At 36.0% G+C, this 22,506-nt stretch carries 20 protein-coding genes and 2 tRNA genes; all 22 read right to left on the bottom strand.

Going from position 1 to position 22,506, the window contains the following annotated elements; genetic code table 11:
• Positions 1–17: 17 nt before the first annotated feature.
• Positions 18–1,919 carry an ATP-dependent zinc metalloprotease FtsH gene (gene ftsH, locus QUF93_RS02765; RefSeq protein ID WP_289357804.1) on the bottom strand — a complete coding sequence of 634 codons (1,902 nt, stop codon included), beginning with the start codon at positions 1,917–1,919 and terminating at the stop codon, positions 18–20.
• A gap of 85 nt (positions 1,920–2,004) precedes the next feature.
• Complete coding sequence (gene hpt, locus QUF93_RS02760; protein ID WP_002124550.1) at positions 2,005–2,547, bottom strand: hypoxanthine phosphoribosyltransferase; 543 nt, start codon at positions 2,545–2,547, stop codon at positions 2,005–2,007.
• On the bottom strand, positions 2,544–3,974 hold the full coding sequence (gene tilS / locus QUF93_RS02755; RefSeq protein ID WP_289357803.1) for a tRNA lysidine(34) synthetase TilS: 1,431 nt from the start codon (positions 3,972–3,974) through the stop codon (positions 2,544–2,546). The genes hpt and tilS overlap by 4 nt, the downstream gene beginning before the upstream one ends.
• Positions 3,975–4,178: 204 nt before the next feature.
• Positions 4,179–6,650 carry a stage II sporulation protein E gene (gene spoIIE, locus QUF93_RS02750; RefSeq protein WP_212935205.1) on the bottom strand — a complete coding sequence of 824 codons (2,472 nt, stop codon included), beginning with the start codon at positions 6,648–6,650 and terminating at the stop codon, positions 4,179–4,181.
• Between the two features lie 261 nt (positions 6,651–6,911).
• Positions 6,912–6,983 (bottom strand) — tRNA-Glu (locus QUF93_RS02745).
• A gap of 13 nt (positions 6,984–6,996) precedes the next feature.
• Positions 6,997–7,070: transfer RNA gene (locus QUF93_RS02740), tRNA-Met, on the bottom strand.
• 159 nt (positions 7,071–7,229) lie between these two features.
• Positions 7,230–7,715 (bottom strand): S1 domain-containing RNA-binding protein, encoded by a 486-nt coding sequence (locus QUF93_RS02735; protein WP_002009683.1) that lies wholly within the window; start codon positions 7,713–7,715, stop codon positions 7,230–7,232.
• A gap of 87 nt (positions 7,716–7,802) precedes the next feature.
• A complete protein-coding gene (gene divIC / locus QUF93_RS02730) occupies positions 7,803–8,162 on the bottom strand; it encodes a cell division protein DivIC (protein WP_002124547.1) in 360 nt (119 codons plus the stop codon).
• Complete coding sequence (gene yabQ / locus QUF93_RS02725) at positions 8,159–8,812, bottom strand: spore cortex biosynthesis protein YabQ (protein WP_128283425.1); 654 nt, start codon at positions 8,810–8,812, stop codon at positions 8,159–8,161. Before yabQ ends, divIC begins: the two co-directional genes overlap by 4 nt.
• Positions 8,809–9,117 (bottom strand): sporulation protein YabP, encoded by a 309-nt coding sequence (yabP, locus tag QUF93_RS02720; RefSeq protein ID WP_001059101.1) that lies wholly within the window; start codon positions 9,115–9,117, stop codon positions 8,809–8,811. The genes yabQ and yabP overlap by 4 nt, the downstream gene beginning before the upstream one ends.
• A 58-nt stretch (positions 9,118–9,175) precedes the next feature.
• On the bottom strand, positions 9,176–9,451 hold the full coding sequence (locus QUF93_RS02715) for an RNA-binding S4 domain-containing protein (RefSeq protein WP_002009677.1): 276 nt from the start codon (positions 9,449–9,451) through the stop codon (positions 9,176–9,178).
• Between the two features lie 14 nt (positions 9,452–9,465).
• On the bottom strand, positions 9,466–10,926 hold the full coding sequence (gene yabN, locus QUF93_RS02710; RefSeq protein ID WP_289357798.1) for a bifunctional methyltransferase/pyrophosphohydrolase YabN: 1,461 nt from the start codon (positions 10,924–10,926) through the stop codon (positions 9,466–9,468).
• Positions 10,927–10,938: 12 nt separating this feature from the next.
• Positions 10,939–12,540: a putative polysaccharide biosynthesis protein gene (locus tag QUF93_RS02705; RefSeq protein ID WP_289357797.1), complete on the bottom strand. Its 1,602-nt coding sequence runs from the start codon at positions 12,538–12,540 to the stop codon at positions 10,939–10,941.
• Between the two features lie 231 nt (positions 12,541–12,771).
• Positions 12,772–13,308, bottom strand: a complete 537-nt coding sequence (gene spoVT / locus QUF93_RS02700; protein WP_000648312.1) for a stage V sporulation protein T — start codon at positions 13,306–13,308, stop codon at positions 12,772–12,774.
• A gap of 135 nt (positions 13,309–13,443) precedes the next feature.
• Positions 13,444–16,974: a transcription-repair coupling factor gene (gene mfd / locus QUF93_RS02695; RefSeq protein ID WP_289357796.1), complete on the bottom strand. Its 3,531-nt coding sequence runs from the start codon at positions 16,972–16,974 to the stop codon at positions 13,444–13,446.
• A 105-nt stretch (positions 16,975–17,079) separates the two neighbouring features.
• Positions 17,080–17,304 (bottom strand): anti-sigma-F factor Fin, encoded by a 225-nt coding sequence (locus QUF93_RS02690; RefSeq protein ID WP_002124536.1) that lies wholly within the window; start codon positions 17,302–17,304, stop codon positions 17,080–17,082.
• A gap of 70 nt (positions 17,305–17,374) precedes the next feature.
• Positions 17,375–17,935 carry an aminoacyl-tRNA hydrolase gene (gene pth, locus QUF93_RS02685; RefSeq protein WP_289360952.1) on the bottom strand — a complete coding sequence of 187 codons (561 nt, stop codon included), beginning with the start codon at positions 17,933–17,935 and terminating at the stop codon, positions 17,375–17,377.
• Between the two features lie 72 nt (positions 17,936–18,007).
• Positions 18,008–18,961 (bottom strand): ribose-phosphate diphosphokinase, encoded by a 954-nt coding sequence (locus QUF93_RS02680; protein ID WP_002091580.1) that lies wholly within the window; start codon positions 18,959–18,961, stop codon positions 18,008–18,010.
• A gap of 18 nt (positions 18,962–18,979) precedes the next feature.
• Positions 18,980–20,359 (bottom strand): bifunctional UDP-N-acetylglucosamine diphosphorylase/glucosamine-1-phosphate N-acetyltransferase GlmU, encoded by a 1,380-nt coding sequence (glmU, locus tag QUF93_RS02675; RefSeq protein WP_002124534.1) that lies wholly within the window; start codon positions 20,357–20,359, stop codon positions 18,980–18,982.
• 321 nt (positions 20,360–20,680) lie between these two features.
• The gene (spoVG, locus tag QUF93_RS02670) at positions 20,681–20,974 is read right to left on the bottom strand and encodes a septation regulator SpoVG (protein ID WP_000454041.1); all 294 of its coding nucleotides are present in this window, start codon (positions 20,972–20,974) and stop codon (positions 20,681–20,683) included.
• Between the two features lie 152 nt (positions 20,975–21,126).
• Positions 21,127–21,501 (bottom strand): RidA family protein, encoded by a 375-nt coding sequence (locus QUF93_RS02665; protein ID WP_002124533.1) that lies wholly within the window; start codon positions 21,499–21,501, stop codon positions 21,127–21,129.
• A gap of 123 nt (positions 21,502–21,624) precedes the next feature.
• On the bottom strand, positions 21,625–22,473 hold the full coding sequence (gene purR / locus QUF93_RS02660) for a pur operon repressor (RefSeq protein WP_002124531.1): 849 nt from the start codon (positions 22,471–22,473) through the stop codon (positions 21,625–21,627).
• Positions 22,474–22,506 lie beyond the last annotated feature (33 nt).

The following is a 22,506-nucleotide window of genomic DNA, read 5'->3' as shown; positions in this document are numbered from 1 at the left end:
TGTCACTCCTTCATCTCTTACTTATCTTCTGTATCTTCATCGTCTTTCTTCATATTGATGTTTACTTTCACATCATCTGAAGATGTTGGACGCTCAGGTAATCTGCCATAATCATATAAATGATTAATTTGCTCTGCATCTAATGTTTCTACTTCAAGTAACGTTTTCGCGATAATATCAAGCTTATCTCGTTTTTCAGTAAGAATTTGTTTCGCACGAGCATAACAATCTTTAATAATTGTTTGCATTTCCACATCAATTTCATGCGCGATTGCATCACTGTAGTTTTGTTCTGAATGGAAGTCTCTTCCTAAGAATACCTGACCACCTTGTGAGCTACCAAATTGCATCGGTCCAAGCTTATCACTCATCCCGAATTCTGTAACCATACGTCTTGCAATACCAGTCGCACGTTGGAAGTCGTTGTGAGCACCTGTACTTACTTCACCAAATACAATCTCCTCAGCTACTCGACCACCAAGTAAACCAGTGATTTTATCAAGTAACTCTGGTTTTGTCATGAAGTAACGATCTTCCTTCGGAAGCATTACCGCATATCCACCAGCTTGACCACGAGGGACAATTGTTACTTTATGAACGATATCTGCTTCATCAAGGACAACACCAATTACAGTATGGCCAGCCTCATGGAATGCAACGATATTACGTTCTTTTTCAGAGATAACACGACTTTTCTTAGCTGGACCTGCAATAACACGATCCGTCGCTTCATCGATGTCACTCATATCAATTTTCTTCTTATCTTGACGCGCAGCTACTAAAGCAGCTTCGTTTAATAAGTTTTCAAGATCGGCACCAGAGAATCCTGGTGTACGAGTTGCAATTGCTCTTAAGTTGACATTCTCATCAAGCGGTTTATTACGAGCATGTACTTTAAGTACAGCTTCACGACCATTTACATCTGGACGATCTACTGTAATTTGACGGTCAAAACGACCTGGACGTAATAACGCCGGATCAAGAATATCAGGACGGTTTGTCGCAGCAATGATAATAATACCTTCGTTTGCACCGAATCCATCCATTTCAACAAGCAATTGGTTCAACGTTTGTTCACGCTCATCATGACCACCGCCAAGACCCGCGCCACGTTGACGTCCTACTGCATCAATTTCATCAATGAAAATGATACAAGGAGCATTTTTCTTTGCATTTTCAAATAAATCACGTACACGGGATGCACCGACACCGACGAACATCTCTACGAAGTCAGAACCACTAATAGAGAAGAACGGAACGCCTGCTTCACCTGCAACAGCACGTGCTAGTAAAGTTTTACCTGTACCTGGAGGTCCCACTAATAGAACACCCTTCGGAATACGGGCACCAACTTCAGCGAACTTACGAGGGTCTTTCAAGAATTCAACTACCTCAACAAGTTCTTGTTTCTCTTCATCCGCTCCAGCAACATCTCTGAAACGAATTTTTTTCTTTTCATCATTGTATAGCTTCGCCTTACTTTTCCCGAAGTTCATAACACGGCTACCGCCGCCCTGAGCTTGATTTAATAAGAAGAAGAATAAAATGAAGATAATGACAAACGGAATGATAGAAGTGAAGAACGTTACCCAAGCACTTGTTTCTTCTGCTGGTTGATACTTAACTTCAGCCCCTTGCGCTTTATCATTAATTTTCTTTTGTAATTCCTCAGTATTTGGTGCATAAGTAACAAATTGTTCTCCTTGGCTAGAAGTCTTGAATTGTCCCTTTACCTCAAACACACCATTTTTCGGTTGAAGCTGCACATTACGCACTTCACCTTTTTCAAGTTGAGTAATGAATTTATCGTAGCTAACTGATGTCGTTTTTTGCGTCGAACCATTAAAATAGCTTACGATTCCAATTACTACTAAGAATATCAGTAAATAAAAGATGGTATTACGGAAGATACGATTCATTCCTAACCTCCTCTCACGGCATAAACACTATAGTAAATCGTAACATAGAAAAACTTTCCTATACAATTGTAACGCCTGTATTTAATTAATTTGAGTAAACACTTGGTTTTAATACTCCTACATAAGGAAGATTACGGTACTGCTCTTTATAATCTAATCCATATCCTACAACAAATTCATGAGGAACAGTAAATCCAACATAATCTGCTTTCAGATCAACCTTACGGCCTGTTGGCTTATCTAATAACGTAACAATTTTTACAGATTTCGCTTTACGATATTTAAACAGGTCTACTAAATAGCTTAGTGTAAGACCGCTATCAATAATATCTTCAACGATTAAAATATCGCGACCTTCTACAGAAGTATCAAGATCTTTTAAGATTTTTACTTCGCCTGTCGAAACTGTAGAGTGACCGTAGCTAGATACAGCCATAAAATCCATTTCAAGATATGTATCTGTTCTCTTTAATAAATCTGCCATAAATGGCATTGCGCCCTTTAGTACACCAATCGCAAGAGGTACTGTATTTTTGTAATCCTCTGCAATAACTGCACCTAGTTCGTGCACCTTTTCCTGTATTTGTTCTTCAGAAATTAATACTTTTTCGATATCTTGATTCATCATTTCATTATCCTCCCGGAAGACTCCTTGCTTTTGTAGTGAATAATCATGTATTTACCCTTCTTTGCTATCTCTTTCGAAGTAGCAAATGCAGATCGTTTCAACAAGGGCACCCAAATAATATTCCCACTTGCGTCACAAACGATCGGCCATTCTTCTCTTTTTTCTTTCGGTACTTTTGCTTCGATAAAAATAGCCTTTATCTTTTTTGTACCATCCATACCTTGCATTGACATGCGATCTCCATTTTCCCTAGACCGAATACGAAGTGGATACGATATATCATTATACTTAGCAACAAATACTGTTTCATTCATGTTACTCGGTATATCTTCGCTCACCTCTGTTACAAGTTTATCCCCATTCGGCAATATAATTGTCCCAGGTACTGATAAATCTTGCGAAAAAGGAGAAACAATTGCTTGTTTAAATCCAAAACTACATTCTTCGTATGTGCGAACAATTTTCAAACCACCTGGGAAATCTAGTGAACCCGAAGGTTGTGCCCGCTTAAAAAATTCAATCACCTTGTCAATATGTATAGAAGAAAGCGAAGATGGAATCTTATATTCATAAAGATAGTTTAATATTAGTTGAATCCCTCTTCTTTGTAAAGACATAGACATGGATTCAAAGGCAGGAATTGATAAGCTAATTTGTTTATCGCTTTTTTTTGTAATTACTTTATTCATTTTCTCAAAAGCTAATTCCTGCAAATAAGCCTCATCCTCTTGCATCTGCACGCTAAATTTTTGAAATTTCTCATGCATTTGTGGATTTTCTTCTTTCAAATAAGGAAGGACATATTTACGTAATCGATTCCTTGTATATACTTCCTTTTTATTACTCGGATCTATACGCGGAACAACTTTTAATTTATTACAGTAATCAACAATTTCTTCCTTAGTTACTCCAAGTAACGGCCTAATTAAATATCCATTATGAAAAGAACGCTTCACTGCAATTCCTGCGTATCCTTTCGGAGTACTCCCTCGTACAAGGCGCATTAAAATAGTTTCTACTTGATCATCTCCATGGTGACCAAGAGCTACATATCTCGCATCATATTTCTTCATTATTCTTTCCAAAAATGCATATCTGCATTCTCTAGCAGCAACTTGTGTATTCATTCCATATTGCTGTTGATATTGCGACACATTAATCCTTAGCGTTTCACAAATAACTCCTAGCTCTTTGCAAAGACCCTCCACAAACTGTAGATCCTCATGAGATTCATTACCTCTAAACATATGATCCACATGTGCTACTACAATTTCGAGCTGTTTTTCTGCCCTTTTTTCTAACAAATAATATAAAAGAGCCAAAGAGTCAGGACCACCAGAAACCCCTACAACAATTGTTGAATGTTTCTTTAATACATCATGCTGCTTTACAAAGTCATCTACTTTTTCAACAAATGCATCTTTCAACTTCGCAATCACCTTTCATTAAACAAGAACAACAACATTAGTTACCTTGTATATAATGGTACAACTTTTACAAACATTGTGCAAAAAAAAGATGTACAAAATCCACATTTTTATCTTACATCCTTCCTGTATATTTAACAAAGTAATCACATTACCTTTTTAATCAAAAAAACCTAGGTAGATACCTAGGTTTTTTTGATTATTTTATTGCGCCTGCATTCCTACTATTGGAATCGTAGCCCACTTCGGCATATTTTTCTTTACTTTCGCCACCACAATGGTCATATCATCATTTATATAACCATCACTAGAGCGAATTACTTCTTCCATAATAATATCAGCAATTTCCTGTGGGTCCTCTGTTTGTAGTTCTTTAATTTTACGTTTTATCCATAATTCGTGATTCTCCACATGTTGCGCTCCCTCAAAAATGCCGTCACTCATCATGATAAGAAGATCACCCGTTTTTAATTGCTCACCAACCACATCAACTTCAACATCTTCAATGATTCCCATCGGTAAATTACTTGCCTCAATTTTCAAAATATTATTTCCGCGTTTAACAAAACTCGGCGTCGATCCAATCTTTAAAAACTTCGCACTCGCATCCCGTAAATCTACCATAGCCAAGTCAAGCGTTGTATACATCTCCTCTGTCGTTCTTAAAGAAAGAATTGAATTGATGGACTTAATCGCTATTTCTTCATCAATACCTGATTGAAGTATCTTTTGTAATAATTTTACCGTTTCCCTACTCTCCATATGAGCCCTTTGTCCATTTCCCATACCATCACTAATCGCAAGTGCATATTTACCAACGCTTAAATCCATCATCGCGTAGGAATCACCTGAAACAAACCCACCACCTTTTGCAGCTGTGGCCAATCCTGTATCAAGAGAATACGTCTTCGCTGAACCAAATGATATTAAACTGTGTCCATTTGGATATGAGGATTTCTCTTCATGCTTAACGACGACATTCTCTTTTAAAATATCTGAAAGCATTGGAGCAACCAACTTCTCACATTCCCCATGTTCATTAGATGCAGCTGGAATCAACATTTCAATATCAATACTTCCTCTATCTAAACAATAAATATCAACATGTTCCACTTCGACACCGAAATCACGAAACGCTTGTAAAATTTGCTCCTCCTGCGCTTGATGATTCTCTCTTTCTCGTTGGATCTCCTTAGCGAAATCTTCCATCACTTTTGATACGCCTAGTAATTGCTCCGCTACAATTCTACGATTTTCCTTCATTTGTTTTCTTAATTTCTGCCCCTCATAGAAATGATCTAATTCACCCGCTACTAAATCCGTTACTTTCTTCCCTCTCACACAATACTTGTCCCATTCACGAACTAACTTCCGATTATGCTGCAGCGTTCCTTCTTCTGTTTCACTCATTATTTGTTTCATATAATCGTATGTTTTATCAAAATTAACTACCCAACATTGATCCTTCTTAAAGCATGTTTGACATGTTTTTGCAGTAATTGTACTTAAAAATAAATCAGCTTCTGTTTCTTTATCTTCCTCCTCCACATACCCATATACAGAAAAGCTATTAGACAAAGCAGCAAATACATTAGCAAATTGATTGATTTTATTCGCTGTAACATCACGCACTCTTCTTAAATATTGTTGTTGATCTTGTGAATGTTCCTGTGTACCCGGCATAAATTTAGCAATACGATCCATAACAAGCTTCGGTGTTAATAAGAAGAAAACAATCGCTACACCAGATTCAATTAAAGTTGTTACAATACTTGTTTGCTTGTCTACATATAATGTAATTAAGCTTGTACCAATTAATAAACCTAAACTAACTCCTATACGCTTCCCTTCTTTTAACAATCCCCCAAGCAATCCTGAAAAGGCAAGGAGACTAAGTTGAGACAAGCTAGCCACATTCGCTAAACTTAATATTAACCCAGTGACAACTCCTACTGTGGACCCTGTAGCTGCCCCTGCAATAAAGGCAAATACTAATACTAAATATCTAGTGAAAATATGTTGAATAGAAGCATCATAAACAAACCAATCCGTTGTGCCCGTTAAAACAGATGCTAGTAATATAATTAAACAAACAATTTCTTCTGTTTCTAACGCTTGTTGCTTCCCTTTCCTTTCCACTAAAAGCGGAACACTTTGTAAAAATATCATCGTTAATACGAAGCTAAGCCCCGCTTCGATCGTACTAACGAGCAAATCATACATGGTGACGGTTTGCTGTGCAAAATATACAACAACTAAATGTGCGGTTAATGCGGAGATAAATACTTGGAATGGTACAAGTCCAACAGTTTTACGTGTAAACCGACTAAAGAAGATATTATAAATGAAGAAGGTAAAGATAGATGCAAAAGTAAAAAATAAATTATCTATTGAAACTGAAAGTGCTCCCCCCATTAAGGCTAAGAACGCGAGCGGCATTTTATCTCGCTTCATAACATAAACAGCAGCAAAAAACGGCAATGCAAACGGTAAAATGTTTGTTAATATATATGCTCGTCCCAAAAGAAAACCAATAACAGCAATAATGAATCCCCATCTAAAGAAAACTTGTTCAAACTTCATTCGTAACTTACTCGTCCACTTTATTGTTCCAAGCTGACTTTCATTCATCGCCAATGCACTTGTATTCATAGTATTCCTTCCTGCTTTAGGCATATTTTTAACACCACCTGCATAGTTTAATTACTGTTATTATAAAAGACGTTCATTGGGATTTTTGTCAAAACAACAGTTTTGACTTTTATAATCGTTCGACTTTTTATTCGAAATAAATCTACATATATACATAGTATTTAATTTATTTAAAATAAATTAAGTGAATGTTCAGAAAATATAGGATGATTTTGTAGAAGTATTGTACGTCTTAATTTATATTTAACAAAAAAAGACCATGCAAATTTGCATGATCTTTTCAGATGACCCGTACGGGATTCGAACCCGTGTTACCGCCGTGAAAGGGCGGTGTCTTAACCACTTGACCAACGGGCCGTTAAATTAAATATAGCGGCGGAGGGGATCGAACCCCCGACCTCACGGGTATGAACCGTACGCTCTAGCCAGCTGAGCTACACCGCCATGTCGTCGTATTTAACGGACAATTAGTATCTTACATCAGATACGTTTTAAAGTCAACACATCTCAAAAACTTTTTTAAAAATATATTCTCTCACATAAAAAAGTACCCGAGTAATTACTCTGGGTACCTCTCTATATGTTAAGAATTAAACGGACTTATTATCCGCGACGTGCGCCACGGCCACCACGTTTAGACTCTGTGTTACGCTTTAAAGAAGTTAAACGATCTTCACTATCTTTTAAAAAGCGTGCCATCTTTTGCTCAAATGTTTCTTTTGGAGCTCTTTCGTTACCGCCACCGCGGTTATCTCTGTTGGAAGAACGATTATTACGTTGTGGACGTCCAGAACGTTGTTGATCACCACCACGTTGGTATTCACCACGCGGACGATCTCCTTCTGTTTTTTCACGTTCTTTCGCTTTTTTAATAGATAGGCCAATTTTGCCATCTTTTTCAACATTGATAACTTTTACTTCTACTTGGTCGCCTACTTTTAAGTGATCGTTAATATCTTTCACATAATTATCAGCAACTTCACTAATATGAACAAGACCTGTTAAGCCTTCTGGCAGCTCCACAAAAGCGCCAAAATTTGTAATACCTGTTACTTTACCCTGTAACTTGCTGCCTACCTCGATTGACATAAAAAAAATGCTCCTCCTTAGTGGTTAAAAAGTCAAATTTTACTTTATTATATATAATCCTAAAATACAGTGTCAATAAGACATACTCTACTTAGAAACAGGAAAAATTATCTCCCCTTTTCCGGAGAAGAAATAATCCCTTCTAGCAATCTTTAAAACGTACTCTTCATCATTCAACTTTTGAACTTCATCTTTTAGATTCTTTTCTTTTTTCGTTAATGAATCCAGTTCTTTTTTCATGTCCTTAACTTTTGCTTCTTTTGCTTTAATGGAACTGTTTTGTTGATAAAACGTCACACTAATACTAGCAATAATTGTAAAAGCAAAGACAAGAAAAACCGCTAAACGGCGATAAAGTCGCTTCCTGTTCTCATCCGTTTGTATTATATGTTCTTTAACAGGATTTGGACTCTGTTTTTCGATTGTTCTTTGTCTCAGTTCCCTCATTTCCGAGGTCCCCCTAACTTCTTTTTTATACGCTCCCATAATTGGAAGATATGTCCCTTCAATTTTGCTACATATTGCAGGAACCCTACATGCTTCATTATAAAAAGTTTAACACGATTAGGGAGAAGTTTCCATATGAGCGAAGCAATAAATCGAACAGGCGAGAAAAAAACTTTCCATATGAAAAGTAATATCCAAATCACCATTTTCCATAACACATGTCCAATTGAAAGCAGTATACGAAATAAGAATAATATAAATGCAATAAATAGCTGCGCTATAATAATAACAGGTTTTATCATGAGTAGCTGTATAATTCGAACAAAAAATTGTGTTGTTTGTACAAAAATATAGATGAGAAAATTTAACATCTTCATGTATAGTGCTTTCAATAAGCTTTGATATGCCGCAAAACCACATAGTAACGCCAAAAATACATATATACGTAGTTCGGCTTCATTCACACGCAGTAATACATAAAAAACGAATAATGCTTGGACAATCCAAAATAGTATATCATGTATAAATACAAGCCAACGTTTACGCTCTTGGCGCTTTAAAAACCGTTGATATGTATCTAAAGAGGCACCAATCCAAGCACCCATTCCAATCATTGAAAGCATTGTATACAACTGAATTGTTAGGCTCATTTAAACAACTTACTAAAGAAGCCTTTAGTTTTCTCCCCTTGGTTCTCATCAATATACAGCATCTCATGAACTTTCCCTTTAATTGATACAACACCCTTTTCTACATCTAAATTCTTCATTTGCAAATTTTGACCACGAATTGTTAAAAAACCCATTACAGTCTCAAGTAAAAACTCTTCGCTATCAAAACTCTCTACTTGCTTTACACCAGTAATATCGATTACACGCCTGCCACGCATGATAATATCATGCTCTACAGAAACATTTTGTTGATTAGAAGACATAGGTGAGTAACCATTATTCACGAAAATCCCCCCATAGCTTTATACTAGCTAATAGTAATGTATGAAGGGATAACCTATTTTAGAACAAGCCTTCTTCCGCTTTTACTTTTTCCTCGCGAACTAAGCTATACATGTTTGCTGCATCTTCTTTTTTAGTTGTTTCTTTCAATTCATTTACTTTCACAGTTACTATTTTTTGACCGAAACGAATTGTTAATTCATCCTCTACCTTCACATCTGAACTCGCTTTTGCCACTTGACCATTAATCGAAATTCTTCCTTGGTCAGATACTTCTTTTGCTAATGTTCTTCTTTTAATTAAGCGTGATACTTTCAAAAATTTATCTAGACGCATATCAAATCCCCCTATTAACGCTCTGTTTGTTTTGCCTCTTCCCATAAAGCATCTAACTGTTCTAATGATAAATCTTGCATTTCCTTATTCATTTCAGCTACTTTTGCTTCCATGTATAAAAAACGCCTCATAAATTTCTCATTAGTTGAACGCAACGCTTCTTCTGGATCTAATTTGTAATGACGAGCTATATTAACAAATGCAAATAGTAAATCACCAAATTCACCTAGCATCTTTTCCTCATCCATGTTTACAACTTCTTGTTGGAATTCTTGCCATTCTTCTAAGGCCTTCTCTATCATCGGCTGCACATCAACCCAATCGAATCCAACCTTTCCGGCTTTCTTCTGAATTTCATAAGCACGCATTAGCTGTGGCAAGCTTTTTGGAATACCCGTTAAAACAGATTCTTTAACAAATCCCTTTTCTTGTTTTTTAATTTCTTCCCAATTCGCAATCACTTCATCAGCATTATTTACATCCGTATTCCCAAACACATGCGGATGACGACGAACCATTTTCTCAGATAAAGTCCGAATAATATCATCTATAGAGAACCAACCTTCATCCTCCCCAATTTGAGCATGAAGCATAACTTGTAATAATATATCACCCAGTTCTTCTACTAAATGATCATCATCCTCTTCATCAATTGCTTCTAGCACTTCATACGCTTCTTCAATTAAGTATTTCTTTAAAGATTGATGAGTTTGCTTTTTATCCCATGGGCAACCATTCGGTCCACGAAGATCCGCAATAATTGCTCTAAGCACATCAAACTGCTGATACAAAGACGCACGTTCCTTAACTGGAGGTACATATACACTCGTTAAATTATTTAACTCCGTTTCATGATCTAACATGTATAACGGTACCTTTTTTACTTGCTCAAATGAAGTTCCTGCAGCTGTTACGATATACACTTCATAATCATCTGGCAACATCTCCATTAACATCAGTTTCACATCTGAAGCAACGAACGCATCATACACTTGGCAAAAGATTAAATGTTGACGTAATTCTAATTGTCCTCTTTCAAATGATGTAGCATCAATTAATTGGAATCCTTCAATCGGATCAATCTTTAGACTCGCAAACATCGGATCAAGGAAACTTTGTCCACCTTCAAGTCGCACTTCAATATTTTCTACTTCTCCTTTTTCCAAAAGTAGCTGAACTGTTCTCTCTGCTACAAGCGGATGACCAGGAACTGCATAAATGATTTCTGTACCTTTTGCTTGTTCTAACAACCTATTCGCGATTGTTTCATATACGATTTCAAATGTATCATGCGCTTCGTATACATCGTCAAAAGCTGTATATTTTATACCTTCTTGCTCCAATTCTTCTATAACTGGGTGTTCCTTCGTTCTAACAAACATATGGTCCGCTTCTTTTATCTTTCGATATACACCCATCGTTAACTGATCTAACTCACCAACACCTAATCCTAAAATAGTAATGATTCCACTCACAACCAGTCACCTCTATCCACTCTTCTTCAATGAACCTTCTTTTTTCTCTTGCTTCATAACGTTTCCTAATTCTTCTTTTGTAAATACACGTAATTTTAAAATTAAAAACATATATGCTAATCCGCCGATAGCTACACCTAACAGCGCTTCAAGCGTCGCAGTCCCTCTATGTCCTGTATCAATTACTAATCCAGACATTCGCAACATACGCATGAAGATTATTAATACAAACCCCATACCGATACCACTAATAGCTACACCTAACATATTCCGCCTATCAATAAGCGGCTCCGATACAGTTCGCATAAGTAACACACTATTTAGCAAGGCAATTACAATAAGCGCAACTAAAGTTGCAATTGCAGCTCCCTTTACACCAAAATATGGCATTAATATATAATTTAAAGCTAGCTTCAAACACCCTCCAAATAAAACGAATATTGCTGGTTTTAATGTTTGTCCCACCCCTTGCAAAATAGAAGCAGTTGTAATTGACAATGAACTAAATAAAATAGATAAAGATAAAATCGATAACACATCTGATCCATCACTATTTTCAAACAACATAATATTTGTAGGTTGAATAATACAAGTTAATCCAATAGCAGCTGCAAATCCAATAACAAATGTTATTTTCATTGCTAACTTTACCTTTTCTTGAATAAATGAAAGATCTCCTCTTTCTTTCGCCGCTGTAATAATAGGAATAAGTGACAATGAGAAAGAAGTTGTCACAACAGTACCTAATTGCATAAGCGGGATACTTCTATCATAAACACCTTTTAGTACCTTTGCATTTTCAGCTTGCTCTCCCGCGCGAATAAGCAAGGTATAAAAGGAAACAGAATCCGCCATTTGTATAAAAATAAGGACTAAATTACTAACACAAATCGCTAATCCCTGCCAAAAAAGGATTCGAATAATCCTTTTTTTATCTTCAATTCTCTTCCAACTTTTAAAGAAAATAGCATGGAAATCATGACGCATATAAAGTAAAAGTACGATAACCCCAATAAGCCCACCTGCAATTGAACCTAGCATAGCACCCGCACCAACTGTATATAAATCAAACCCATGAGCAATAAGGAATAGTGATAAAAATACAATAATAGAAACACGAATCGTTTGTTCAATTACTTGCGAAACAGCCGTCGGCATCATATTATTGAATCCTTGAAAATATCCTCTCGCTACAGATAAAAATGGAATTAATAGGAACGAAAACGAAATAACACGTAATAATTTATCTAAATGTATATCGCCCATAGCCGTTGCAATTGTTTCGGCCCCAAAAAATAATGTGAAAAATCCTATAAAGCCAATTCCTAATAAAAACCAAAAAGATACACAAATAATTTCTTCTGCTTCTTTTTGTTTTCCTCGTTCTAATCTTTCTGCGACCATTTTTGAAATAATGATGGGAAACCCATAATTGGCTAGAATTAAACAAAATCCATAAAACGGATAAATTTGTTGGTAAATATAAAAACCAACATCACCCGCTATATTTTGATATGGAATACGGTAAAAGGCGCTTAATACTTTCGTAACAAAACTTGCGATTGTTAATATAATAGCCCCACGCCAAAAGGCTTGGTACTTCTTCGCTTCCATACAAGAAAACTCCTTTTTCTATTCTCACCCCTCGTATTATATCACAAAGAAAAACTGGCTCTCCTTCATATTCCTTACATTCACTGACTTCTTTCAACAGCAAAAATATTCAATGAAAAAAGGTAGCAAAGCGCTACCTTCGTTCAATATACTTATATCTCCAAATAGTTAATTTCTCAAATAGAAATATCATAATTAGGAAAGATTGCTACTTATAGAAATTACACTTCACTACTGCTCCATTTGTTTCGCTAAAAAGCTTGCAGCTGTATTTACTGACTTATGCTCTACTTCACTTATAATAGCCTCTTTAGAGAAGATGACAACAGCTCCAATTGGATCCCCATTCGCAACAATCGGGCCAATTGTATAGGAGCTCACTTTTTCTGTTACTCCATCAATAATTGAAATTTCGCTTTCGTCTGTCATAATTACAGACTTACGCTCTTCCATTGTCTTCTCAATTAAATCGCCAACACTTTTATTTAAGTATTCTTTTTTAGATACGCCTGCTACTGCGATAATTGAATCACGATCGCATACAAGCACATTATGTCCTAAGCTATCGTATAAAGCTTCTGTATATTCCTTTGCAAAATTACCTAGTTCACTAATTGGAGAATATTTTTTCAAAATCACTTCTCCATCGCGATCAACAAATATTTCTAGTGGGTCCCCTTCTCGAATACGTAAAGTTCTACGAATTTCCTTCGGGATTACTACCCTGCCTAAATCATCAATTCGACGTACGATTCCAGTTGCTTTCATTCTAATGCTGCCTCACTTTCTACTGATGATCAAAGTGGTGAATTTACCTGTTCATGTAAAAATCACCAACTGTTAAACATAGTATTTTACACATTAGTTCTTCTATGCACGTCGAATTGTATTTTTTATCTTATATTAGGCATTTATTACTTCTTTTTTTACATCTGGTAAGCCTTTTAATAAATTTTCAGCAATTGTTAACCATTTCGATGTCTCTAATCCATTCGTTTTCATCACAATTTTCAATTGTGACCCCTCCATACCAAGACCGATCATACGCCCAAAACTATTCCCTAGCATGAATAATTTTCCACCATCTATATTTTGGCTCGCTTGTTCAGAAAACAGGAATGTTACTTCAAATTTATTTTGCTTAATTAACTCAATTTGTTCTTTCATCGCCAACACTTTAATGTTTGCAATTTGTAATAAATAACCAACTTCTTGTGGGTAATCACCAAATCTGTCGATCATCTCTTCCTGCAACTCTTCAATATCTTCAATTGCAGAAATACCTCTAAATTGTTTATACATCATAATTTTTTGTTTACTATCTGAAATATACGCATCCGGTAAATATGCATCTACTTCTAAATCAATTTCAACATTAACGGTATTTTCAACTCCATCTGTCCCTCTACGTTGCTCAATTGCATCTTTTAACATTTGAGAATATAGATCAAATCCGACAGAATCAATAAATCCATGTTGTTCTGCCCCTAACAAATTACCCGCACCACGAATTGATAAGTCTCTCATCGCAATTTTGAAACCAGATCCAAGCTCTGTAAACTCTTTAATTGCTTGCAGACGCTTCTCTGCGACTTCCGATAACACTTTATCACGTTTGTATGCAAAGTATGCATACGCGACGCGATTAGAACGTCCAACGCGCCCACGAAGCTGATACAACTGCGATAATCCCATACGATCTGCATCAAATACAATTAATGTATTTACATTCGGAATATCTACACCCGTCTCAATAATTGTTGTACTTACAAGAACATCATGCTGCCCTTCTAAAAACGATAGCATAACAGACTCTAATTCACCTTCATTCATTTTCCCATGTGCGTATGTTACACGAGCATCTGGAACTAACATTGAAATTTCATCTGCTTTTCTTTCAATATCCTCCACACGGTTATATAGGAAGTAAATTTGACCACCTCTTGCAAGTTCTCGCTCTATCGCTTCTCGCATTAATGCTGGATTATACTCTACTACATATGTTTGTACTGGGAAACGATTCTCTGGTGGTGTCTCAATAACAGATAAATCGCGCACACCAAGCATAGACATATGAAGTGTACGTGGAATCGGAGTTGCCGTTAATGTTAACACGTCAACATTTGCTTTCAATTGTTTAATTTTTTCTTTATGCGTAACGCCGAATCTTTGTTCCTCATCAATAATAAGAAGTCCTAAATCTTTATAAGTAACATCTTTAGATAAAATACGATGCGTTCCGATTACAATATCCACCGTTCCATCTTTTAAACCTTTAATCGTTTCATTTTGTTGTTTTCGCGTGCGGAATCTACTTAGTAATCCTATATTAATTGGATAATCTTGAAAACGCTCTCGAATTGTTTCATAGTGTTGTTGTGCAAGGATTGTTGTCGGTACTAAAATCGCAACTTGTTTTTCATCCATAATTGCTTTAAATGCCGCACGAATAGCTACTTCGGTCTTTCCATACCCTACGTCACCACAAAGAAGCCTATCCATAGGACGTCCGCGTTCCATATCTTTCTTAATCTCTTCGATAGAACGTAATTGATCCTCTGTCTCTTGATATGGGAATAAAGATTCAAACTCTTGTTGCTCTGCCGTATCTGGTGTATATGCATAACCTTTTGAGGCTTCGCGCTCAGCATATAATTTAATTAGGTCATCTGCAATGTCTTGTACAGATTTTTCAACTTTCGTTTTGACCTTCTTCCAATCATTACCGCCTAATTTATAGACTTTCGGATCCTTGCCTTCAGACCCTACGTATTTTTGCACTTGATCAATTTGTTCAATTGGAACGTATAACTTATCATTACCTTGATATTTAATATTTAAATAATCTTTATGAACACCATTAATCTCTAATGTCTCAATACCTAAAAATTTACCTATACCATGATTTACATGAACTACATGGTCTCCAACTTTTAATTCCGAATAACTTTTAATACGTTCAGCGTTAGATAACTTTTGCTTACGTTGTGATTTTTTAACTTTCTTATGAAAAAGCTCCTTTTCAGTAATGACAACAAACTTTTGCATCGGCATTTCAAAACCTGCATGTAAATCACCTACAGCAATTTGTAACCTTCCAGGCAATAAGATATCTGTGGACTCTACAATGTCTGCATCAATATCATAATCACTTAAAATATGTTGTAGTTTTTTTACACGTTCATCATCTGTTCCGAGCACAACGGTCGTAAAATGCCCTTCATTCCATCTATCAATTTCAGTTTTTAACAACTGCATTTGTCCATGGAAATCTTGCATCGTTTTACATGTCACATTCACAATGTTTTGCGGATGTGTATGTGCTATATGGCGTAAAAATAACGTTAAATATACAAAACTTCTTTTTTTATTATGAAGAAACCCCTCAAACGAGTGGGAGAAAGATAAATCTTGAATGATTGTTCCTTCGCCAAGAAGTGAGATATACCATTCCGCTTCTTCTGTTTCAAGATGTGATGCTGTTTCTTGAATACGGGAAATCTCATCTAAAATTACAACACCGTTTTCTGGTAAATAATCTATCAGACTAGCAGGTTCTTTATAGAAAATAGATAAATATTTAAACATTTGTTCTATACTTTGCCCGTTTTTCAACATTTCAATTTCATGACTAACCGTCTCAAGCACGGTAGTCTTTAATTTATCATCGGAAAGCTTTTGCATCGTCTTAGTCAAACCTTCTTCAAGATGCTTAATTCCCGATTTCAATTCTTCCTGTGAAAATAAAAACTCTGTTGCCGGACCAAACCGAACACTTTCCCTTTTATCTTGAGAGCGCTGTTCTTCCACATCAAATAATCGAATAGAATCAACCTGCGTATCAAAGAATTCAATACGAAATGGTAATTCTTCAGTTAATGGGTAAATATCTAATATTCCCCCACGCAAACTAAACTCCCCTGGAGCTTCTACCATTGACTTACGCTCATAGCCAATATGATGTAAAGTATGCAAGAGTGCATCTAAATCAATCTCTTGCCCTAGATTGATTTCAATTTGCCTTTGCTTCCATAATTCTTTTATTGGTAAAAACCTACGCAATCCTGCAACTGGCGCTACAATAATCCCATTCTCTCCCACAGCTAAGCGATTTAAAACTTCAATACGCTGCGCCTTCAATTCTGGACTTGCAACACCAACTTCCGATGCTATCAATTCATTTACCGGATATAGCCAAACATCTTTTTCACCAAGTAACGCCACTAAATCTTCATGTACTTTTTGTGCTTGGTATAAATTGTGCGTCACAATAAGTTGTGATTGCTTTGTTTTTTTATATAAAGCTGCCATTAATAATGAACGAGAGGATGTTGCCATACCCGATACAAGTTGTTCTTTCAACCCATCTTCTAGCCCATTAATAACCGATTGTATTTCTTCATTTTTATAAAATTGCTCTAATAAACCTATCATTTTCAAAACTCCTCTCAACATAAAGAGCAAGTTACTATATTTTATGCAAATATTTTGGAAAAAGAAAACAGAAAAATGCTTTGGACATGCCAAAGCGACAACATTTTATTGCAGAAATTTTTCATATTCGTAATACTCAGGATAAGATGCGAGCGTTCCTTGACACGATTCACAAATCGTTTTTATATATATATTTCCATTCTCGTGAAAATGAATCATATCCACTACTTCTTGCTCTGTTAGTTGAAACAAAACGTCGCTATATACTTTTTCTGCGATAATGGAGCCCACATTACTTCCGCAATGTCTACAGTAATAATAACCTTCCATACTAGCCTCCTAAATATCCAATTGCTACTAGTATGGGATAAAACAAAATAAAATATTCCAGATTGTGCGCTTAACTATTAAAAGTATTCATGATTTGGAGAAAAGGTTTACTTAACCATTCCTCACATGCATCTGCTGCATTTTCAATGGATTGATTAACGCCAGATATTTCTTCAGATGTAAAACGTCCTAATACGTAATCCACTACTTTCATCCCATTTTTCGGACGATCGATTCCCATGCGGATACGTTGAAATTCTTGCGTTCCTAAATGTGAAATTGTTGATTTTACACCATTATGTCCACCCGCACTACCTTTCATGCGAAGGCGTAATTTACCTACAGGAATATCTAAATCATCGTACATAACAATGAAGTCCTCAACATCAATTTTATAATAATCCATGAGCGGACGGATACTTTCCCCAGATAAATTCATATATGTAAGTGGCTTTAGTAAGATTACTTTTTCCCCATTAACAAAGCCTGCACCAAATACTCCTTTAAATTTTTGTTCATTCAAAGAAATACTCCAACGCTTTGCAAGTTCATCGATCGCCATAAACCCAATATTATGCCTTGTTAATTCATATTCTCTACCTGGGTTCCCAAGTCCTACTATTAATTTCATTCTTGTACCACTACTTTCTTTTTTCGATACGAAAAGACGTAACCAAGCTTGGTTACGTCTCATTCTATCCAATTAATTGAATAATACACTTACAGATTCTTCTTCGTATACACGAATGATTGCTTCTCCGATTAATGGAGCAACTGAAAGTTCATGCACTTTATCAATTTTCTTCTCTTCTGGTAATACGATAGAGTTTGTTACAACTAACTCTTTAATATTCGAATTTTGAATACGCTCAATTGCTGGACCAGATAATACTGGGTGTGTACAGCAAGCATATACTTCAGAAGCACCGTTCTCAACAAGAGCGTTTGCCGCTAATGTAATTGTACCAGCTGTATCAATGATGTCATCAATTAAAATTGCTGTTTTGCCTTCGATGTTACCGATAATGTTCATTACCTCCGATACATTCGGACGAGGACGACGCTTATCAATAATAGCGATTGGCGCTTTTAGGCGATCCGCCATTTTTCTAGCACGAGTTACACCACCGTGATCAGGAGATACGATTACGATATCTTTAAGGCCTTTTGCTTCAAAGTAATCTGAAAGAATCGGTACACCCATTAAGTGGTCAATCGGGATATCAAAGAATCCTTGAATTTGTGGAGCATGTAAATCTAGAGTGATTACACGAGTTGCACCTGCTGTTTCAAGCAAGTTTGCTACAAGTTTCGATGTAATTGGTTCACGAGAACGCGCTTTACGGTCTTGACGCGCATAACCATAGTAAGGAATAACAATATTAATTGTTTTCGCAGATGCACGTTTTAATGCATCAATCATAATAAGTAATTCCATGATATGTTCGTTTACTGGGAAGCTTGTAGATTGAATAATGAATACATCGCAACCACGGATACTTTCTTCAATGTTAATTTGAACTTCTCCATCACTAAAACGATCAACAGAACATTTTCCTAGTCCTACTCCAATATGCTTTGCGATTTGCTCAGCAAGTTCCTTATTAGAGTTTAAAGAGAATACTTTCAAATTAGAATTTAGATATTGAGTCGACATCTAGATTAACCCTCCACATTATGATTTTTTCTTATTCAGCAATTGATCAACATAGTCTTCTTTATTAACCTGACGTGCACGTGCTACTGATAATGCTTTTGATGGAACATTCTCTGTTATTGTAGAGCCTGCTGCCACATAAGCACCATCTTCAACTGTTACAGGAGCAACAAGGTTTGAATTACATCCAATAAATACCCCGTTACCAATTACAGTTTTAAATTTATTCTTGCCGTCGTAGTTCACCGTAATTGAACCACAACCAAGATTCACGTCTTCTCCAACTTGTGCATCCCCGATATAACTTAAGTGTGAAGCTTTACTTCTATTACCAAAAACAGTTTTTTTGATTTCTACGAAGTTTCCAACGCGCACTTCATCTCCAATAACTGAATCTGGGCGAATATGTGCAAATGGACCAACCGATACTTCTGTACCAAGTTTGCTGTCATGTACAGTAGATTGACGAATTACCGTACGATCTCCAATTTCACTATCGCGAATTACTGTATGCGGTCCAATTTCACAATCAGAACCAATTACAGTGTTACCCTCAATAACCGTTCCTGGGTGAAGAACTGTATCACTACCAATAATTGCATCAGCAGAAATGTATGTGTTACTTGGATCAATGATTGTAACACCATTTACCATGTTCTTTCGGTTGATACGATTTTTCATAATAATTTCCGCTTGCGATAGAGCGACCCTGTCGTTAACACCTAATGTTTCTGCAAAGTGCTCTGTTTGATAAGCTGATACGATATGACCTTCATTTTTTAAAATCTCAATAACATCCGGAAGGTAATATTCACCTTGTACATTATCATTTGAAACTTTAGAAAGTGAAGCAAATAAAGCTTTATTATCAAAACAATACGTACCCGTATTGATTTCTTTAATAGCTAATTCTTCCTCATTTGCATCTTTATGCTCAACAATCTTTTCGACATGACCATTCTCATTACGAACAATACGGCCATATCCAGCAGGCTCTTCTATGTAAGCTGTTAGCACCGTTGCCATTGCTCCCGCTTCTTCGTGTTGCTGAAGCAATGCTTCCATCGTTTCAGCAGTTATTAGAGGTGTATCACCACAAATAACTAAAGTTGTTCCTTCTTCATTTGCAAGTACACTTGCAGCTTGATCTACAGCATGGGCTGTACCAAGTTGTTCTGCTTGTAATGCAAACTCACTTACGTTTCCTAGCTGTTCTTGTACCTTTTCAGCACCATGTCCAACAACTGTTACAAGTTTCTGCAATCCTAATTGAGATACTTGATCAACTACATGTTGTACCATCGGTTTTCCGCATACAGGATGAAGCACTTTGTATAGCTTGGACTTCATACGTGTGCCTTTACCTGCAGCCAGAATCACTGCAAATCTGTTTGACATATAGACCCTCCATCGCAACCTATTTATCCATTAATGATATTATCCTAAATCATCATATATTTCAAGAAACACATTATAACTATTAAATTTTACCATAATTCTTATAAGATGTTTTACTCTTTAGTATCTTTTTTAATAAATAAGCTATACTATTTTAAATGATTTTGAAAAAATTAGAAGTTTTTCATCTTTATTTTTACGAGATATGATTTTTTAAATAAGGAACGTGTAAAATTCAAAAAAAACAAACTCCTGTAAATGCTTACAGGAGTTTGCTACAAAATTATAGGGATTTCTTTAAAAGCCCTTTTCATTCGAATTTTACGAAGCACCTGCTTCTTCAAACTCAACTTCTTCCAACTCGCCTAAACGGTGATACTCTGTTAAAACCGCATCTTGAATTTTAGAGCGTGTACCAGAATTAATCGGATGTGCAATGTCACGGAATTCTCCATCTGGAGTACGTTTACTTGGCATTGCTACAAATAATCCATTATTGCCATCAATTACACGAATATCATGAACAACAAATTCATGGTCTAGAGTAATAGAGGCAATTGCTCTCATGCGGCCTTCTGTGTTTACGCGGCGTAATCTTACGTCAGTCACTTCCATCTTGTGTTCACCACCCTTTTCTAAATAAGCGATATATTTGTATAAATTCCACAAAATTTCTATTTTTCCTTTAATTTTTTAAAAATTTTTAAGATAAAAATTTTTATTGTAATTGAATATAAAGATTAGTAGAGGATATCGCTTACAAAGACTTACTTAACTAGGGCAATTACTTCGATTTCAACGGAAACATCTTTCGGTAATTTTGCTACTTGTACACAAGAACGTGCTGGTTTATGAGTAGAGAAATAAGAGCCATATACTTCATTAACAGCATTAAAATCATCCATATCCTTTAAAAATACTGTTGTTTTTATCACTGTATCAAATGAAGCGCCAGCTTCTGTTAATACCGCTTGTAAATTTTCAAATACTTGCTCTGTTTGTACTGTTACATCTCCCGTTACAAGTTCCCCACTTGCCGTTAACGGAATTTGTCCTGAACTATAGAACATATTATTTACAATAATCCCTTGTGAATATGGTCCGATTGCCTGTGGTGCTTTACTTGTTTGAACAACTTTCATACTTTTCACCCTTTTATTATTTATTTTTACTCTTTTAAAATAGTGTACGAAAGGCAGTTTGTCCATCTATTTTGTAATTTATAAATAGGGATAAAAAAAGGTAAAGCTATCTGCTTTACCTTTTTACTCAGCCTCTACAAGCCCTTTATCAAATGGTGCAAGTGAATAATTACCCTTTTCCACTTGAATCGCTTTTTCTTTCACATCAACCTCTGACAGACGAATTAATGATACAAAGTTATTAATAAGTCTTTCTTCAATATCCGTAGACTCTACTAATACGCCAATTCCGACAACATTAGCTTTAAATTCTTCTAGCATGCTCATCATACCTTGAATGGTTCCGCCAGCTTTCATAAAGTCATCAATAATTAAAACATTGGACCCTTCTGGAAGGCTACGCTTTGCTAAAGTCATCGTTTGGATTCGCTTAGAGGAACCCGATACATAGTTAATACTAACAGTGGGTCCTTCTGTTACCTTATTATCTTTTCTCGCAATTACTACCGGTACATCTAAGTAGTTCGCTACTGCATAAGCAAGCGGAATTCCTTTTGTCGCTACCGTCATAACCGCATCAATTGGTTGCCTAGCAAAAACAGAAGCAAATAAACGACCTGCGCCATTAATCTGGCGAGGATTACTTAAAAGATCCGTCATATATAAGTAACCCCCAGGCAAAATACGATCTGGGTTTTCAAATAAGCCACAAAGCTCATCAATAATTAGATCTGCCTCTTCTTCACTTATATACGGTATATATTTCACTCCTCCTGCTGCTCCTGGTATCGTTTGCAATGTGCCGACCCCTTGTTGTTCAAACGTTTGCTTAATAATAACTAAATCTTCACTAATGGAAGACTTAGCCGATTGATACCTTTCAGCAAAAAAAGTGAGAGATACTAGCTGACGAGGGTTTTGTAGCAAGTAATAAGTCATATCGACCAATCTTGTACTTCTTCTAATTTTCATACTCTCACCTCAAATCACGAATATTCTAAACAA

Origin of the sequence: Bacillus hominis (assembly GCF_030348325.1) — a bacterium.
GTDB classification, from domain to species: domain Bacteria; phylum Bacillota; class Bacilli; order Bacillales; family Bacillaceae_G; genus Bacillus_A; species Bacillus_A hominis.
The sequence above is the reverse complement of the archived record's forward strand: the minus strand, read 5'-3'. Positions and strand labels throughout refer to the sequence as shown.

What these genes read in the sequence shown, in the direction of transcription:
- ftsH (WP_289357804.1), bottom strand. Translation starts at nt 1,919, where the DNA reads ATGAATCGTATCTTCCGTAATACCATCTTTTATTTACTGATATTCTTA.
- pth (WP_289360952.1), bottom strand. Translation starts at nt 17,935, where the DNA reads ATGAAATTAATAGTAGGACTTGGGAACCCAGGTAGAGAATATGAATTA.
- yabQ (WP_128283425.1), bottom strand. Translation starts at nt 8,812, where the DNA reads ATGAGCCTAACAATTCAGTTGTATACAATGCTTTCAATGATTGGAATG.
- purR (WP_002124531.1), bottom strand. Translation starts at nt 22,473, where the DNA reads ATGAAAATTAGAAGAAGTACAAGATTGGTCGATATGACTTATTACTTG.
- QUF93_RS02735 (WP_002009683.1), bottom strand. Translation starts at nt 7,715, where the DNA reads ATGTCAATCGAGGTAGGCAGCAAGTTACAGGGTAAAGTAACAGGTATT.
- hpt (WP_002124550.1), bottom strand. Translation starts at nt 2,547, where the DNA reads ATGATGAATCAAGATATCGAAAAAGTATTAATTTCTGAAGAACAAATA.
- spoVT (WP_000648312.1), bottom strand. Translation starts at nt 13,308, where the DNA reads ATGAAAGCAACTGGAATCGTACGTCGAATTGATGATTTAGGCAGGGTA.
- QUF93_RS02665 (WP_002124533.1), bottom strand. Translation starts at nt 21,501, where the DNA reads ATGAAAGTTGTTCAAACAAGTAAAGCACCACAGGCAATCGGACCATAT.
- QUF93_RS02690 (WP_002124536.1), bottom strand. Translation starts at nt 17,304, where the DNA reads ATGGAAGGTTATTATTACTGTAGACATTGCGGAAGTAATGTGGGCTCC.
- spoVG (WP_000454041.1), bottom strand. Translation starts at nt 20,974, where the DNA reads ATGGAAGTGACTGACGTAAGATTACGCCGCGTAAACACAGAAGGCCGC.
- mfd (WP_289357796.1), bottom strand. Translation starts at nt 16,974, where the DNA reads ATGATAGGTTTATTAGAGCAATTTTATAAAAATGAAGAAATACAATCG.
- glmU (WP_002124534.1), bottom strand. Translation starts at nt 20,359, where the DNA reads ATGTCAAACAGATTTGCAGTGATTCTGGCTGCAGGTAAAGGCACACGT.
- QUF93_RS02715 (WP_002009677.1), bottom strand. Translation starts at nt 9,451, where the DNA reads ATGCGTCTAGATAAATTTTTGAAAGTATCACGCTTAATTAAAAGAAGA.
- QUF93_RS02680 (WP_002091580.1), bottom strand. Translation starts at nt 18,961, where the DNA reads ATGTCGACTCAATATCTAAATTCTAATTTGAAAGTATTCTCTTTAAAC.
- spoIIE (WP_212935205.1), bottom strand. Translation starts at nt 6,650, where the DNA reads ATGCCTAAAGCAGGAAGGAATACTATGAATACAAGTGCATTGGCGATG.
- divIC (WP_002124547.1), bottom strand. Translation starts at nt 8,162, where the DNA reads ATGAGGGAACTGAGACAAAGAACAATCGAAAAACAGAGTCCAAATCCT.
- QUF93_RS02705 (WP_289357797.1), bottom strand. Translation starts at nt 12,540, where the DNA reads ATGGAAGCGAAGAAGTACCAAGCCTTTTGGCGTGGGGCTATTATATTA.